General features: G+C 70.7%; 13 protein-coding genes and 1 pseudogene. 12 read left to right on the plus strand and 2 right to left on the minus strand.

All coding sequences use genetic code 11. The features are described 5' to 3' along the window. Positions 1 to 44: 44 nt before the first annotated feature. Entirely contained in the window at positions 45 to 782 is a 738-nt protein-coding gene (locus ACIOSR_RS10780; protein ID WP_267659096.1) for a FadR/GntR family transcriptional regulator, read from the plus strand. A gap of 141 nt (positions 783 to 923) precedes the next feature. Here the strand turns inward: ACIOSR_RS10780 and ACIOSR_RS10785 are convergent. Beyond that, a pseudogene (locus tag ACIOSR_RS10785) lies at positions 924 to 1,139 on the minus strand (aquaporin); the annotation flags it as partial. Positions 1,140 to 1,445: 306 nt separating this feature from the next. Between ACIOSR_RS10785 and ACIOSR_RS10790 the strand changes: the two are divergent. Continuing rightward, a complete protein-coding gene (locus tag ACIOSR_RS10790) occupies positions 1,446 to 1,970 on the plus strand; it encodes a hypothetical protein (protein WP_056044288.1) in 525 nt (174 codons plus the stop codon). A gap of 52 nt (positions 1,971 to 2,022) precedes the next feature. Here the strand turns inward: ACIOSR_RS10790 and ACIOSR_RS10795 are convergent, their stop codons facing one another. Next, positions 2,023 to 2,676, minus strand: coding sequence for a hypothetical protein (locus ACIOSR_RS10795; protein WP_402752593.1), 654 nt, complete (start codon positions 2,674 to 2,676; stop codon positions 2,023 to 2,025). A gap of 168 nt (positions 2,677 to 2,844) precedes the next feature. Here ACIOSR_RS10795 and ACIOSR_RS10800 point away from each other — a divergent pair, with 168 nt between their 5' ends. The 10 genes from ACIOSR_RS10800 to ACIOSR_RS10845 all read left to right on the plus strand — a co-directional run bounded on the left by ACIOSR_RS10800 (position 2,845) and on the right by ACIOSR_RS10845 (position 14,125). Further along, on the plus strand, positions 2,845 to 4,293 hold the full coding sequence (locus tag ACIOSR_RS10800; RefSeq protein WP_402752594.1) for a sugar porter family MFS transporter: 1,449 nt from the start codon (positions 2,845 to 2,847) through the stop codon (positions 4,291 to 4,293). Positions 4,294 to 4,333: 40 nt separating this feature from the next. Continuing rightward, on the plus strand, positions 4,334 to 5,308 hold the full coding sequence (gene iolC, locus ACIOSR_RS10805; RefSeq protein WP_123571060.1) for a 5-dehydro-2-deoxygluconokinase: 975 nt from the start codon (positions 4,334 to 4,336) through the stop codon (positions 5,306 to 5,308). Beyond that, complete coding sequence (locus ACIOSR_RS10810; protein WP_402752595.1) at positions 5,301 to 6,224, plus strand: deoxyribose-phosphate aldolase; 924 nt, start codon at positions 5,301 to 5,303, stop codon at positions 6,222 to 6,224. Before iolC ends, ACIOSR_RS10810 begins: the two co-directional genes overlap by 8 nt. Then, a complete protein-coding gene (locus tag ACIOSR_RS10815; RefSeq protein WP_402752596.1) occupies positions 6,221 to 7,753 on the plus strand; it encodes a CoA-acylating methylmalonate-semialdehyde dehydrogenase in 1,533 nt (510 codons plus the stop codon). Before ACIOSR_RS10810 ends, ACIOSR_RS10815 begins: the two co-directional genes overlap by 4 nt. A 74-nt stretch (positions 7,754 to 7,827) precedes the next feature. Then, positions 7,828 to 8,754, plus strand: coding sequence for a 5-deoxy-glucuronate isomerase (iolB, locus tag ACIOSR_RS10820; protein ID WP_402752597.1), 927 nt, complete (start codon positions 7,828 to 7,830; stop codon positions 8,752 to 8,754). Then, a complete protein-coding gene (iolD, locus tag ACIOSR_RS10825) occupies positions 8,751 to 10,649 on the plus strand; it encodes a 3D-(3,5/4)-trihydroxycyclohexane-1,2-dione acylhydrolase (decyclizing) (protein ID WP_402752598.1) in 1,899 nt (632 codons plus the stop codon). The genes iolB and iolD overlap by 4 nt, the downstream gene beginning before the upstream one ends. A gap of 44 nt (positions 10,650 to 10,693) precedes the next feature. Next, positions 10,694 to 11,650, plus strand: coding sequence for a sugar phosphate isomerase/epimerase (locus tag ACIOSR_RS10830; RefSeq protein WP_123571056.1), 957 nt, complete (start codon positions 10,694 to 10,696; stop codon positions 11,648 to 11,650). A gap of 40 nt (positions 11,651 to 11,690) precedes the next feature. Continuing rightward, positions 11,691 to 12,743: a Gfo/Idh/MocA family protein gene (locus tag ACIOSR_RS10835; RefSeq protein WP_371740426.1), complete on the plus strand. Its 1,053-nt coding sequence runs from the start codon at positions 11,691 to 11,693 to the stop codon at positions 12,741 to 12,743. A gap of 6 nt (positions 12,744 to 12,749) precedes the next feature. After that, positions 12,750 to 13,628, plus strand: a complete 879-nt coding sequence (locus ACIOSR_RS10840) for a sugar phosphate isomerase/epimerase family protein (RefSeq protein WP_402752687.1) — start codon at positions 12,750 to 12,752, stop codon at positions 13,626 to 13,628. A gap of 77 nt (positions 13,629 to 13,705) precedes the next feature. Beyond that, positions 13,706 to 14,125, plus strand: coding sequence for a tautomerase family protein (locus ACIOSR_RS10845; RefSeq protein WP_402752599.1), 420 nt, complete (start codon positions 13,706 to 13,708; stop codon positions 14,123 to 14,125). Positions 14,126 to 14,158: the final 33 nt, after the last annotated feature.

Here is a 14,158-nt window from a genome sequence, read left to right on the forward strand (position 1 = left end):
CCCCGCGAGCTGGACCGGTGGGCCCCGCTGACTAAGCTCGCACCGTGCCGGCATACCCAGAGAGCGACCCCACGAGCCTCGATCTCGAGCTCGAGATGGTCCCGCGCGGCACCGCGGTCAGCGAGGTCGTCAAGCAGCTCGTGGCCCTCCTGACGGCCGGCGAACTGACCCCCGGGTCGCGCCTCCCCCCCGAGCGGCAGCTCGCCGAACGCCTCGGCGTCGGGCGATCGGCCGTCCGCGAGGCCCTGGCCGCCCTCGAGATCCTCGGCATCGTCACGGTGCGTCCGGGCTCGGGCACCTACCTGCGCGACCAGACCTCGGAGTTGCTGCCGACCACCCTCAGCTGGGGTCTCATGCTGAACGCGGCACGCACGCGCGAGCTCATCGAGGTCCGGGGCGGGCTCGAGATCCAGGCTGCCGCCTACGCCGCCGAGCGGGCCACGGACGCCGACGTCGACGCCCTGCGGGGGTACATCGAGGTGATGGCCGACTCGCTCGAGGACCTCGACGCGTTCCTCCAGGCCGACATCCGGTTCCACCTGCAGATCGCCGTCAGCGCCGACAACGTCGTGCTCAAGGACCTCCTGCAGAGCACCCGGTCGCTGCTGCGCCTCTGGGTCGAACGCGGGCTCACCGAGAAGGACCAGGCCGAGGCCGCGTACCGCGAACACCGGGCCGTCTTCCGCGCGATCGAGGCACGCGATCCCGACGCCGCGCTCGCCGCGATGCGCGACCACATGGCCACGGCCGCCGACCGGGTCCGGAGCGCCACGGTCGTCTAGGTCGTCGCCCTCGACGGGCGGGCGACGTCGTCGTCGCCTCCGCTCGAGCGTCGGTCGGCACCGGCGTCACCGCACGAGGACGCAGGAGGCGCGGGTCACGCGACCCGCGCCTCCTGCGTTCCCTGCCGCTCGGGTCGCCCGTCAGGCGCGACGGCGCAGGACGCGGTGGGCGAGACCCGCCAGGGCGGCGCCGACCAGGGGCGCCACGACGAAGACCCAGACCTGCGCCAGGGCGTCCGGGCCGCCGTAGAGGGCGGCCGCGAGCGAGCGGGCGGGGTTCACCGACGTGTTGCTCACGGGGATGCTGATCAGGTGGATCAGCGTCAGGGTCAGGCCGATCGCCAAGGGTGCCAGGGCCTTGTACTCACCCTTGGCGGTTACCGACAGAGGCGCGGCCACTCGTCGGTGGCCGGGGATCGCGGTGCCGCGGTGCGGACGCGCTGTGTCTCGGTGACACACCATTCGGACGCGAGCGGCAGCCCACCCGTCATCGACCTCCAGCGAGCTTGCAGACTCAGGTCGGCAGGCACTCGCGAAGCGGCCAGGCGGGGGACAGCGCGGGCCCGTCCGGCGGACGGCGTCGGGCGGCGGGCGGCGTCGGGCGTCCGGCGTCGTGCGGCGGGCGTCCGGCGTGCGGCGTGCGGCGTGCGGCAAGATGGCCTGGTGGCTCGACGCGAACCTCCCGTCATCCGCATCGTCGCGTCGACCAGCGCCGCGGTGCGCCAGGCCGACGGGCCCGACCGACTCGCGCGCACCGACGCCGCCGTCGACCGGCTGCGCGAGGGGGGACGCTCCCGCGAGGACGCCCTCTACCTGCTGTCGTCCTACTGGACCGGCGAGCACGGCCGACAGCTGCCGAGCCCGCGCACGCTGATGATCACCCTCGTGGTGACGCTGGTCGTCTGCATCGGTGCGGTCGTCGCCTTCGGCTCGACCGGCATCGCCTGGATCGCCGCCGTCTTCTTCGGCGGGGGACTGCTCGTGCGGGGGATCGTCGAGCTGTGGCGTCTCCACCGCAACTGGTACGGCTCGCGCGAGCGGCGCACCGCCGTCCGCTCCCTCGTGGGCGTCGCCCTCGACGTCGTCGGCGTCTACCGCGACGGCTACCGCCTCCCCCGGGAGGCGCGCGCGGCCGACCGGCGCCAGGCCCGGTTCACGAGGTCGAGGCCGTCACCACGACGACGGTGACCGGGCGGCCCCGTGGTCGTCGCCCGGGTCGGCCAGGCGCCGACCGGCGTCGTCAGTCGACCAGGATGCGGAGGGCTTCGACGAGTGCGCGGTTGCCGGCGCGGAGAGCCGCGACCTCGGCTTCGAGGGCGGTGAGGCGGCTGTCGGCGGGTACGGCGGGTGCGGGTGTGGGTGCGGGCACGGATGCGGGCTCGGGCTGCAGGCCGGGTTGGCTCGCGGGCGTCGGCTCGGGCTCGGGCTCGGCGGCAGGATCGGACGCCGCCCAGGGGTCCTGCTCGGCCTCCGGCTCAGGCTGCGGGTCGGACTGCGGGTCGGCCTCCGGGTCGGACGCGACCTCGGTCTGCGGAACGATCTCGGCCTGCGGCACGGACCCTGTCTGTGCGTCGGACTCGGGCTCGCTCGCGGGCTCCGGAGGTGCGGCGGGCTGCGGAGCGTCGATCGCTTCGTCGTCTTCGGGGGACTCGACCCGCGCCTCCTTGGTGGTCTTGACGACCTGCGAGAACTTCGGGCGGGGCTTGCGCTTCGGCTTGGCGGACTCGGGCGAGGCCTCGTCGACCCAGTCGCTGAGGGTCTGCCGCGGGACGTTGAACTCCTCCGCGACGACGGTGAGGACGTTGCGGTCGGTGGGGTTCGTCATCCGCCGCTGCAGCACGCGGGCCGTCGCGGCCTCTCGTGTCTCGTCGTCGTACCACTCGTCGAAAGGCATGCTCCGAGTCTAGGGACGCGCGAGTCCCTCTCCCGTCCGACTCCAGGAGTAGTCCACGCATGACCGATTGACAGGACATACGGACATGGCTAGCCTCGTCCTGTCGCCGTTGCAGGGCGACGACCCGCACCGACGCGGGAAGCTGTAACCACAACCAATGGAGGAATCGTGGTCACCGACACATCGGGCAGTTCGCCCCGAGTAGCTCTTCCCGCCCTGGTCTCGGGCCCGCACACCAAGCGTCTCGGCACCGTCGCGGTCATCGCCACCTTCGGTGGCCTGCTCTTCGGGTACGACACGGGCGTGATCAACGGCGCGCTCGACTCGATGGAAGAGAGCCTCGGGCTCACGCCGGCCAGCGAGGGCATCATGGTCTCGGCCATCCTCATCGGGGCCGCGGTCGGGGCGTTCTTCATCGGGCGCATCTCGGACGCCTTCGGGCGGAAGCCGACCATCAACACCCTGGCCATCCTGTTCTTCTTCGCCGCGCTCGCCTGCGTGCTCGCCCCCACGTGGGAGTTCCTCACCGGGGCGCGGTTCTTGCTCGGCATCGCGGTCGGCGGGGCCTCGGTCACCGTTCCGGTGTTCCTCGCCGAACTCGCCCCCACCGAGCAACGCGGCGGACTCGTCAGTCGCAACGAGCTCATGATCGTCTCGGGGCAGCTCGCCGCCTTCACCATCAACGCCGTCATCGGCAGCGTCTGGGGCGAGCACGACAACGTGTGGCGCTACATGCTCTCCGTCGCGGTGTTGCCCGCCATCGCCCTCTTCATCGGGATGTTCCGTGTCCCCGAGAGCCCTCGCTGGCTCATCGCCAAGGGCCGCGACGACGACGCGCTCGCCGTGCTCAAGCAGATCCGTGCCGACGACCGCGCGGTGGCCGAGATGGCCGAGGTGCGCCTCCTGGCCGACGAGGAGAAAGAGGCCAAGAGCGCCCGCCTCGCCGACCTCATCGCCGAGCCCTGGCTCCGCAAGATCCTGTTCATCGGCATCGGCCTGGCCGTCGCTCAGCAGCTGACCGGCATCAACTCGATCATGTACTACGGCACCCAGGTGCTGCAGCAGTCCGGTTTCTCGCAGAGCGGGGCCCTGATCGCCAACGTCGGGGCAGGCGTCATCGCCGTCGTCGCGATGCTCGTCGCCCTTCGCATCATCAACAAGGTCGGACGGCGCACCATGCTCATGGCCGGCTTCGCCGGCGTCACGATCTTCCACCTGCTGATCGGCCTGTCGTCGCTGTTGATCCCCGAGGGGCTCGGCCGCGCGATCGTCGTCCTGATCTTCGTCATCGGCTTCGTCGGGACCATGCAGGGCACCATCGGCCCTCTCGTCTGGCTGATGCTCAGCGAGATCTTCCCCCTCAAGCTGCGCGGCGTCGGGATGGGGCTCACGGTGCTCATCCTCTGGTTGACCAACTTCGCCGTCAGCCTGCTCTTCCCGATCCTCGTCGCCGGCATCGGCATCTCGACGACGTTCTTCATCTTCGCGGTGCTCAACGCCGGGTCGTTCCTCTTCGCCGTGAAGAAGGTGCCCGAGACGAACGGGCGGTCGCTCGAGCAGCTCGAAGAGGACTTCAGCACCGGTGCCATCTACGTCGTGAAGAACGGCAAGAAGTGACCGCGACCGCACGCCACGCTCTCGAGAGGACGACCACGTCATGACCGACCACACCGACAACGACACCGCTCCGTACGACGTCCTCACCATGGGCCGCGTGGGCGTCGACATCTACCCGCAGCAGTCCGGCGTCCCGCTCGAAGAGGTCGAGACCTTCAGCAAATCCGTCGGCGGCAGCGCGACCAACGTCGCCATCGCCGCCGCCCGTCACGGCCGCCGGTCCGCGGTGGTCACCCGCACCGGCGACGACCCCTTCGGTCGCTACATCGTCCGCGAGCTCGAGCGGCTCGGCGTCTCGACCCGACTCGTCTCGACCGTCGACGGGCTCAACACCCCCGTCACGTTCTGCGAGATCTTCCCGCCCGACGACTTCCCGCTGTACTTCTACCGGCAGCCGAAGGCACCCGACCTCATGATCACCGCGGGCTCGCTCGACCTCGCCGCCGTCGAGAAGGCCACGGTCTTCTGGGCCACGGTCACCGGCCTCAGCGAAGAACCGAGCAGACAAGCGCACCACGTGGCCTGGCAGGCCCGGGGTCGTCGGCCCCTGACCATCCTCGACCTGGACTACCGCCCCATGTTCTGGAAGAGCCCGGAGGTCGCCACCCGAGAGGTCGGGCGCGCACTCGAGCACGTCACCGTCGCCGTCGGCAACCGCGAAGAGTGCGAGATCGCCGTCGGCGAGACCGAGCCCGAGCGGGCGGCCGACGCCCTCCTCGACCGGGGCGTCGAACTCGCCGTCGTCAAGCAGGGCCCCAAGGGCGTCCTCGCCAAGACGCGTGACGAGCGGATCGAGGTGCCGGCGCACCTCGTCCAGGTCATCAACGGCCTGGGGTCGGGCGACGGGTTCGGGGGCGCCCTCTGCCACGGCCTGATCGAGGGGTGGTCGCTCGATCGCACCCTGCGCTTCGCCAACGCGGCCGGCGGCATCGTCGCCACCCGGTTCGAGTGCTCCACCGCCATGCCCACCACCGCCGAGGTCGAGGCCGTCCTCCAGGAGGCGCACCATGTCTGATCGCATCGCCCCGGTCCTCGACTTCGAGCGCCTCCGAACCCTCCGGGCCGCCGAGCCGCACCGGGTGGCCGAGATCCTCGCCGCCCGGACGCGACCCGCACCGCTGGGTGCGGACGGACGCCTCTTCATCGTCGCGGCGGACCACCCCGCCCGGGGTGCCCTCGGCGTCCGAGGCGACTCGAGTGCCATGGCCGACCGGTACGACCTCCTCCGTCGCCTGGTCGTCGCCCTCGGCCGACCCGGCGTCGACGGGGTGCTCGGGACGCCCGACGTCCTCGAGGACCTCGCCCTGCTCGGCGCGCTCGACGGCAAGGTCGTCGTCGGCAGCATGAACCGCGGTGGTCTCCAGGGCGCCACGTTCGAACTGGACGACCGGTTCACCGCGTACTCGGCCGCGTCGATCGCCGACTCCCGATTCGACTTCGCCAAGCTGCTCGTGCGCGTCGCCCTCGACGACCCCGGCACGGCCTCCACGCTGGCCGCGACGGCACGCGCGGTGACCGAGTCGGCCAGGCTGCGCCTCCCGATCATGCTCGAGCCCTTCATGAGTTCGTGGGTCGACGGACGGGTGACGAACGACCTGACGGCCGACGCCGTCATCAAGTCGGTCGCCATCGCGTCGGGCCTGGGCGAATCCTCCGCCTACAGCTGGCTCAAGCTGCCCGTCGTCGACGACATGGAACGCGTCATGGCGGCGACGACCCTGCCCACCCTGCTGCTGGGCGGTGACCCCGCCGTCGACCCGGCCGACACCTACGCCCGCTGGGCCGCGGCCCTCGCGCTCCCGGGCGTCCGTGGGCTCGTCGTCGGGCGCACCCTGCTCTACCCGAGCGACGACGACGTCGCCGCAGCCGTGGACCACGCGGCCGGGCTCGTCCACCCACCCTCGACCACGAACGGATCGGCAGAACGATGACCAGCTCCACCAGCACGCACACCGGCACCACCGCCACCGATCGCCCCCTGGTCGCGCACTGGATCGACAACGTCGAGGTGCCCGGCACGAGCGGCCGCACCGCGCCCGTCTACGACCCGGCCCTCGGCGTCGCGACGAAGGACGTCTCGCTCGCCGACGCCTCCGAGATCGAGGCCGCCGTCGCCTCGGCCCACCGCGCGTTCCCCGCCTGGCGCGACCTCTCGATCACGAAGCGTCAGCAGATCGTGTTCCGTTTCCGTGAGCTGCTCAACGAGCGCAAGGGCGAGCTCGCCGAGATCCTCACGAGCGAGCACGGCAAGGTGTTGAGCGACGCCCTCGGCGAGATCACCCGCGGCCTCGAGGTCGTCGAGCTGGCGACCGGGTTCCCCCACCTGATCAAGGGCGAGTTCTCGCAGCAGGTGTCCACCGGGGTCGACGTCTACTCGACCAAGGCGCCGCTCGGCGTGGTCGGCATCATCAGCCCCTTCAACTTCCCGGCCATGGTGCCGATGTGGTTCTTCCCGATCGCCATCGCCGTCGGCAACACCGTCGTCCTGAAGCCGTCCGAGAAAGACCCGTCGAGCGCCATGTTCCTCGCCCGCCTCTTCGCCGAGGCCGGCCTGCCCGAGGGCGTCTTCAACGTCCTCCACGGCGACAAGGAGGCCGTCGACGGTCTGCTCGAGCACCCCGACGTCAAGAGCATCTCGTTCGTCGGGTCGACGCCCATCGCCCAGTACATCTACGAGACCGCCGCCAAGCACGGCAAGCGCGTCCAGGCCCTCGGCGGAGCCAAGAACCACATGCTCGTCCTGCCCGACGCCGACCTCGACCTCGTCGCCGACAGTGCGATCAACGCCGGGTTCGGCTCGGCTGGTGAGCGCTGCATGGCCATCAGCGTGGTGGTCGCGGTCGAACCCGTGGCCGACGAGCTGATCGAGAAGATCACCTCGCGCATGGCCGGCCTCACCGTCGGAGACGGTCGCCGCAGCTGCGACATGGGTCCCCTCGTCACCGAACAGCACCGTGACAAGGTCGCGAGCTACATCGACATCGCCCTCGACGACGGAGCCGACGTCGTCGTCGACGGTCGGGGCGTCGAGGTCGACGGCGAGGCCGACGGCTTCTGGCTCGGGCCCACCCTGATCGACAAGGTGCCGCTCACGAGCCGCGTCTACACCGAAGAGATCTTCGGGCCGGTGCTGTCGATCGTGCGCGTCGCGTCCTACGACGAGGGCGTCGCCCTCATCAACGCCGGTGCCTACGGCAACGGAACGGCGATCTTCACCAACGACGGAGGCGCGGCGCGGCGTTTCCAGGCCGAGATCGAGGTCGGGATGATCGGCATCAACGTGCCCATCCCGGTGCCCGTCGCCTACTACTCGTTCGGCGGCTTCAAGGACAGCATCTTCGGTTCGGACAAGGCCTACGGCCTGCAGGGCTTCGAGTTCTTCACCCGCGAGAAGGCGATCACGTCCCGGTGGCTCGACCCCAGCCACGGCGGCGTCGACCTGGGCTTCCCCCAGAACTGACGGCACACCCGATCTGTCCCCAGGCAGTACCCCGCGGCCCCCGGGCCGCTCCGCTCGATGATGAGGTGGACGACATGAACGACGAACCCCGCTGGTTCTTCCCCCGCGGCGACCTGACCCGCGACGGCTGGCAGACCGTCGTCGACGGCGACCTCGCCGGCTGGCAGCACACCGGCCTGCGCATCGGCGAGCTCCGAGACGGCGTCTCGTCGACCCTCGCCGCCGACGGGGTCGAGCGCATGGTGGTGCCGTTGGCCGGTGACGTCGTGATCGAGTGGAGTGACGACCGAGGTGGGTCGGGCACCGTCGAGCTCGCCGGGCGGGCGTCCGTCTTCGACGGGCCGGCCGACGTCGCCTACCTGGGCGTCCGGACGGAGGCGGTGGTCACCGGGCACGGTCGGGTCGCGGTCGCCGAGGCACCGGCCGACCAGGTGCTCGACGTGCAGGTGCTCCGTCGCGACGACATCCCCGTCGAGATCCGCGGTGCCGGCCGGTCGACCCGCCAGGTGCACAACTTCGGCACCCCGGACGGGCTGCACGCCCAGAAGCTCATCGTCTGCGAGGTCGTGACCCCCGCCGAGAACTGGTCGTCCTACCCTCCGCACAAGCACGACGAGGCCGTGCCCGGTACCGAGTCCCACCTCGAAGAGATCTACTACTTCGAATCCGCCGTCGGTCGCGGCCTCGACGCCCCCGAGCAGGCCGACCCGTTCGGCATGTTCGCCACGTACGGCTCACCTGCGGGGCCGATCGACGTGAACGAGCTGGTCCGCACCGGCGACGTCGCCCTCGTCCCGTACGGGTACCACGGCCCCGCCGTCGCCGCCCCGGGCTACGACCTCTACTACCTCAACGTCATGGCGGGGCCCGACCCCGAGCGCGCCTGGCTGATCACCGACGACCCCGCCCACGGGTGGGTCCGTGCCGGCTGGGAGTCCCAGGCCCCCGACCCCCGGCTGCCCTACCTCCCCACCGCTCCCTCGAAAGGACCGCGTCGATGACGACGAAGAGACTCACCGTCGGCCAGGCACTCGTCGAGTTCCTCGCCAACCAGTGGACCGTCGACGGCGACGTGCGAGAGCGCACGATCCCGGGCATGTTCGGCATCTTCGGCCACGGCAACGTGGCCGGGGTCGGCCAGGCGCTCAAGCAGTACCACGTGGACCGCCCGGGGCTCATGCCGTACCTGCAGGCCCGCAACGAACAGGCGATGGTGCACCAGGCCGTGGGCTACGCCCGCATGCACCGGAGGCGCGCGACCTACGCCAGCACCGCCTCCGTCGGTCCCGGTGCCGCCAACATGCTCACCGCGGCCGCGCTCGCGACGACGAACCGGCTGCCCGCCCTGCTGTTGCCGAGCGACACCTTCGCCACCCGGGTCAGCGACCCGGTGCTGCAGCAGATCGAGCTGCCCCACGACACGTCCCTGCAGGTGACCGACGCGTTCCGGCCGCTGTCGCGGTTCTTCGACCGCGTCGACCGGCCCGAGCAGCTCTTCTCGATCGCGCTCGCCGCGATGCGCGTGCTGACCGACCCGGCCGAGACCGGCGCCGTCACGATCGCCCTGCCCGAGGACGTCCAGGCCGAGTGGCTCGACGTGCCCGACGAGTTCCTGCAACCCCGCGAGTGGCACGTCAGGCGCCCCGTCCCCGAGCGGGGACCGCTCGAACGCGCCGTCGCCGCGATCAAGGCCGCGAAGCGCCCCGTCGTCGTCGCCGGCGGCGGAGTCCTCTACTCGGGCGCCGAGCAACAGCTCGACGCCTTCGCCCGGGCGACCGGCATCCCCGTCGGCACGACGCAGGCCGGCGGAGGGGCCCTCCCCTGGGACCACCCGCAGTACCTCGGGGGCATCGGTGCCACCGGCACGACGGCCGCGAACCGCATCGCCGCCGAGGCGGACCTCGTCATCGGCATCGGCACCCGGTACAGCGACTTCACCACCGCCTCCCGGACGGCCTTCCAGGACTCCGACGTGCGGTTCGTCAACGTCAACGTCACGTCGTTCGACGCCTACAAGCACGGCTCGCAACTGCCCGTCGTCGCCGACGCCCGCGAGACGCTCGACGCCCTCGCCGAGGCGCTCGCCGTGCACCGGGTACCCGACGAGCACTCCGCTCGCGTGGCCACCGAGAAGGCGAGGTGGGACGTCCTCGTCGACGAGGCCTTCCAGCCGTCCGGGCTGGCCCTGCCCGGCCAGCCCGAGATCATCGGCGCCGTCCAGGCGGCCAGCGACCCCACCGACGTCGTGGTCCAGGCGGCCGGGTCGTTGCCCGGCGACCTGCACAAGCTGTGGCGGGTGCGCGACGCGCTCGGCTACCACGTCGAGTACGCGTTCTCGTGCATGGGCTACGAGATCGCCGGTGGTCTCGGAGTCAAGAGGGGAGCACCCGACCGCGACGTCATCGTCATGGTCGGTGACGGCTCGTACCTCATGCTGCACACCGAACTGGTCACCGCCGTCGCCGAGGGCATCAAGATCATCGTGGTGCTCGTCCAGAACCACGGCTACGCCTCGATCGGCCACCTCTCCGAGACCGTCGGGGCCGAACGCTTCGGCACGCTCTACCGCAAGCTCGATCCCGACTCCCTCGACTTCCAGGGCACCGAGGTGCTACCCGTCGACCTCGCGATGAACGCCCGCAGCTACGGGCTCGACGTCGTCGAGGTGGAACCGACGCCGAACGCGGTCGCCGACCTCTCCGCAGCCCTCGCCGCGGCCAAGGCGTCGTCGACGAGCACGCTCATCCACGTGAACAGCGATCCTCTCGTCTACGCCCCGGACGGCGAGGGCTGGTGGGACGTCCCAGTCGCGCAGGTCTCGACCCTCGACAGCACCACGGCCGCCCTGGCCGACTACCGCGAGCAGCAGGCCGCGCAGCGCCCGCTGCTCGGCTGACACCGCCACACCTCACCCGCACCCTCTCGAAAGGCACCGCCGCCATGACCGACACCGTCACCGACCCCGACGCCACGCCCACCGGTCCGGGCGGGCGCGGGCTCCGCATCGGGACCGCACCCGACTCGTGGGGCGTCTGGTTCCCCGAGCACCCCGGTCAGATCCCTTGGCCGCGGTTCCTCGACGAGGTGCAGCAGGCGGGCTACCACTGGATCGAACTGGGCCCCTACGGGTACCTGCCGACCGACCCCCACCAGCTCGAGGACGAGCTCGGTCGGCGCGACCTCAAGCTCTCCGCCGGGACGGTCTTCACCGGGTTCCACAAGGGCGACGACCAGTGGCGACGCGCGTGGGACCAAGCGCTCGCCGTCGCCGGCCTCGCCTCGGAGCTCGGTGCCGAGCACCTCGTCGTCATCCCCGACCTCTGGCGCAGCGACGCCACGAGCGAGGTCCTCGAAGCCCGTACCCTCACCGACGAGCAGTGGGCGGCGCTCGGCGCCGGCCACGACAAGCTCGGCAAGGCGCTCCTCGAAGAATTCGGCGTCAAGCAGCAGTTCCACACCCACGCGGACAGCCACGTCGGCACCTACCGAGAGACCGAGCGGTTCCTGGCCGAGACCGACGTGCGCTACACGAACCTGTGCCTCGACACCGGGCACTTCGCCTACTACGGCGGTGACTCCGTGCGCCTCGTCGAGGAGTACCCCGACCGCATCGGTTACCTGCACCTCAAGCAGGTCGATTCCGACCTGCGGTTCACCGTGCTCAAGAACGACGTGCCCTTCGGGGACGCGGTCGCGCAGGGGGTCATGGTCGAACCGCCCCGAGGCGTGCCCGAGCTGGCCCCGGTGCTCGACGCGGTCAGCCGCATCGACCCCGAGATCTTCGCCATCGTCGAGCAGGACATGTTCCCGGTCGAATCGATCGACCTGCCCCTCGGGATCGCGACCCGCACGCGTGAGCACATCATGAGCTGCTCGCCTCGCTCCCGTCTCGTCTGACGTCCCGCCGCTGACACCCCCGCCCCGAAGGAGAACACCCGTGACCACCACAACCCCCGACCTCCGCGTCGCCGTCGTCGGTGCCGGCATGATGGGCGCCGACCACGTCGCCCGCATCACGTCCACCATCAGCGGGGCCACCGTCGTCGCCGTCGTCGACCCCGACACCGCTCGTGCCGACGCCGCGGCGGCGACCGCCCCCGGCGCGATCACCGCGGCCGACTTCGACGAGGCGCTCGCCGCCACCGAGATCGACGCCGTCATCATCGCCACCCCGGGCTTCCTCCACGAGGCCGTCCTCCTGCCCGCACTCGACCGCGGGCTGGCGATCCTCTGCGAGAAGCCCCTCACCACCGACGAGGCCGCCTCGCTCCGCGTGCTCGAGGCCGAGCAGAAGCTCGACCGGCCGCACATCCAGGTCGGCTTCATGCGTCGCTTCGACCAGGGGTACCGAGACCTCCGGGCCCTCGTCGCGTCCGGCGAGCACGGCGCCCTGCTCGCGCTGCACTGCGCCCACCGCAACGCCACGACCCCGCCGAGCTACTCAGAAGAGATGCTCATCCTCGACTCCGTCATCCACGAGATCGATGCCGTCCCCTTCATCGCCGGTGAGCCGATCGTCGCGGTGGAGGTGAAAAAGCCCCGCCGCAACTCGCTCGCGCCCGAGGGGCTCCGAGAGCCGCAGTTCGTGATCCTCGAGACCGAGTCGGGCACGATGGCGATCGTCGAGATCAACGTCAACATCCAGTTCGGCTACCAGGTCACCACGGACGCCGTCTTCGAGAGCGGCGTCGCCTCCATCGGGCGCGAGACCGGGCTCCAGCTCACCACGGCCGCCCGGTCGGCCGTGGCCGTGCCACCGACGTTCAAGGAGCGTTTCGGCGCCGCCTACGACACGCAGGTGCAGCGCTGGGTCGACGCCGCGCACCACGGCACCATCGACGGTCCGAGCGCCTGGGACGGTTACCTGGCGAGCGTCGTCGCCACCGCCGGCGTCGAGGCGCAGAAGACCGGCCGCCGCGTCGAGGTCGACTACGCGATGGCCAAGCCGTCGTTCTACGACCTGCCCCGTGCCGCCGCGACGGGGGAGTGACCGGTGGTGAAGATCGCCCTCGACCCCACCCCGCTGCACCACAGCCACTCGTTGCTCGAACTGCCCGCCAAGGTCGCCGAGCTGGGGTACGACCATCTGCAGCTGACCCCGCACCGCGACTTCATCCCGTTCTTCCGGCACCCGAAGGCCGACGACGACCTCGTCGACGCCTTCGCGGCGGCCTGCAAGGAGGCGCGGGTCGAGATCGCGTCCGTCCTGCCCGTCCTGCGGTGGTCCGGTCCCGACGAGGAGTCCCGTCGGGCCGCCGTCAAGCACTGGAAGCGCGTGATCGAGATCACCGCCCGCCTCGGCGTCGAGGTGATCAACACCGAGTTCAGTGGTCGTCCCGAGCTGTCCGAAGAATCCGAGCGTCAGTTCTACTGGTCGATGGAAGAGTTGCTGCCCGTCCTCGAACGCGAGGGCATCCGCGTGTTCATCGACCCGCACCCGGACGACTTCGTCGAGGACGGACTCGAAGCCCTGCGGGTCATCCGCGGCCTCAACACGAAGCAGGTCGGTCTCGCCTACGTCGCGTGCCACACCTTCCACTACGGCGGCGACATGGCCGGGATCATGGCCGCCGCCGGGCACTCACTCGGCCTCGTCCACATCGCCGACACTTTCGACCACCGCCGCTCGCACGGGCTGAGGTACATCAGCAATCCGCCCGGCAACGCGGCCCGCGTCCACCAGCACCTGAAGATCGGGGACGGTGACGTCGACTGGGACGGCTTCTTCGGCGGCCTGCAGGGGCTGGGCTTCTTCGATCGCGACGACACGATCGCCGTCTCGAGCGTCTTCGCCGAGGACGAAGCCGTCGACGGCGTCAGTCGCTACCAACGAGAGCAGATCCTGGCGCGCATCGACGCCGCGTCACGCGTCTGAGCAGTCGACCCGTCCGGCCCCTGCGGCACCCCGCGGCACCTCACCATCCCCGACCACACCCGACGAAAGAAGAACCCATGCCCCTCGTCCGCATCGACCTCCTGCCCGGTCGCAGCCCCGATCAGATCACCGCGATCGCCGACGCCGTCCACGACGCGATCGTCGACGTCTACGGCATCCCGCCTCGCGACCGCTTCCACGTGATCAACGAACTGCCGGCCGGTCGCATCATCGCCCAGGACGCCGGGCTCGGCTTCGAACGCTCCGGTGGAGTCGTGATGATCCAGATCTTCACCCAGCGGGGACGCACCGACGACGCGAAACAGGCCCTGTACGCCCGCATCGCCTCAGGCCTCGAGGCCGTGGGCGTGGCCGGCGAGGACGTCTTCATCGGCTACGTCGAGAACGGCCCGCAGGACTGGTCGTTCGGCTTCGGGGTGGCCCAGTACGTGACGGGTGAACTGACGGTGCCCTCGGCCGCGGGACAGGCCGGCTGAGCGGCAGGGTCCCGGACCGCGCACCCGATGATG

Source organism: Frigoribacterium sp. NPDC087798 (assembly GCF_044742985.1).
In the GTDB taxonomy this organism is placed as follows: domain Bacteria; phylum Actinomycetota; class Actinomycetes; order Actinomycetales; family Microbacteriaceae; genus Frigoribacterium.

What these genes read in the sequence shown, in the direction of transcription:
- iolB (WP_402752597.1), top strand. Translation starts at nt 7,828, where the DNA reads ATGAACGACGAACCCCGCTGGTTCTTCCCCCGCGGCGACCTGACCCGC.
- ACIOSR_RS10845 (WP_402752599.1), top strand. Translation starts at nt 13,706, where the DNA reads ATGCCCCTCGTCCGCATCGACCTCCTGCCCGGTCGCAGCCCCGATCAG.
- iolD (WP_402752598.1), top strand. Translation starts at nt 8,751, where the DNA reads ATGACGACGAAGAGACTCACCGTCGGCCAGGCACTCGTCGAGTTCCTC.
- ACIOSR_RS10810 (WP_402752595.1), top strand. Translation starts at nt 5,301, where the DNA reads ATGTCTGATCGCATCGCCCCGGTCCTCGACTTCGAGCGCCTCCGAACC.
- iolC (WP_123571060.1), top strand. Translation starts at nt 4,334, where the DNA reads ATGACCGACCACACCGACAACGACACCGCTCCGTACGACGTCCTCACC.
- ACIOSR_RS10815 (WP_402752596.1), top strand. Translation starts at nt 6,221, where the DNA reads ATGACCAGCTCCACCAGCACGCACACCGGCACCACCGCCACCGATCGC.
- ACIOSR_RS10830 (WP_123571056.1), top strand. Translation starts at nt 10,694, where the DNA reads ATGACCGACACCGTCACCGACCCCGACGCCACGCCCACCGGTCCGGGC.
- ACIOSR_RS10795 (WP_402752593.1), bottom strand. Translation starts at nt 2,676, where the DNA reads ATGCCTTTCGACGAGTGGTACGACGACGAGACACGAGAGGCCGCGACG.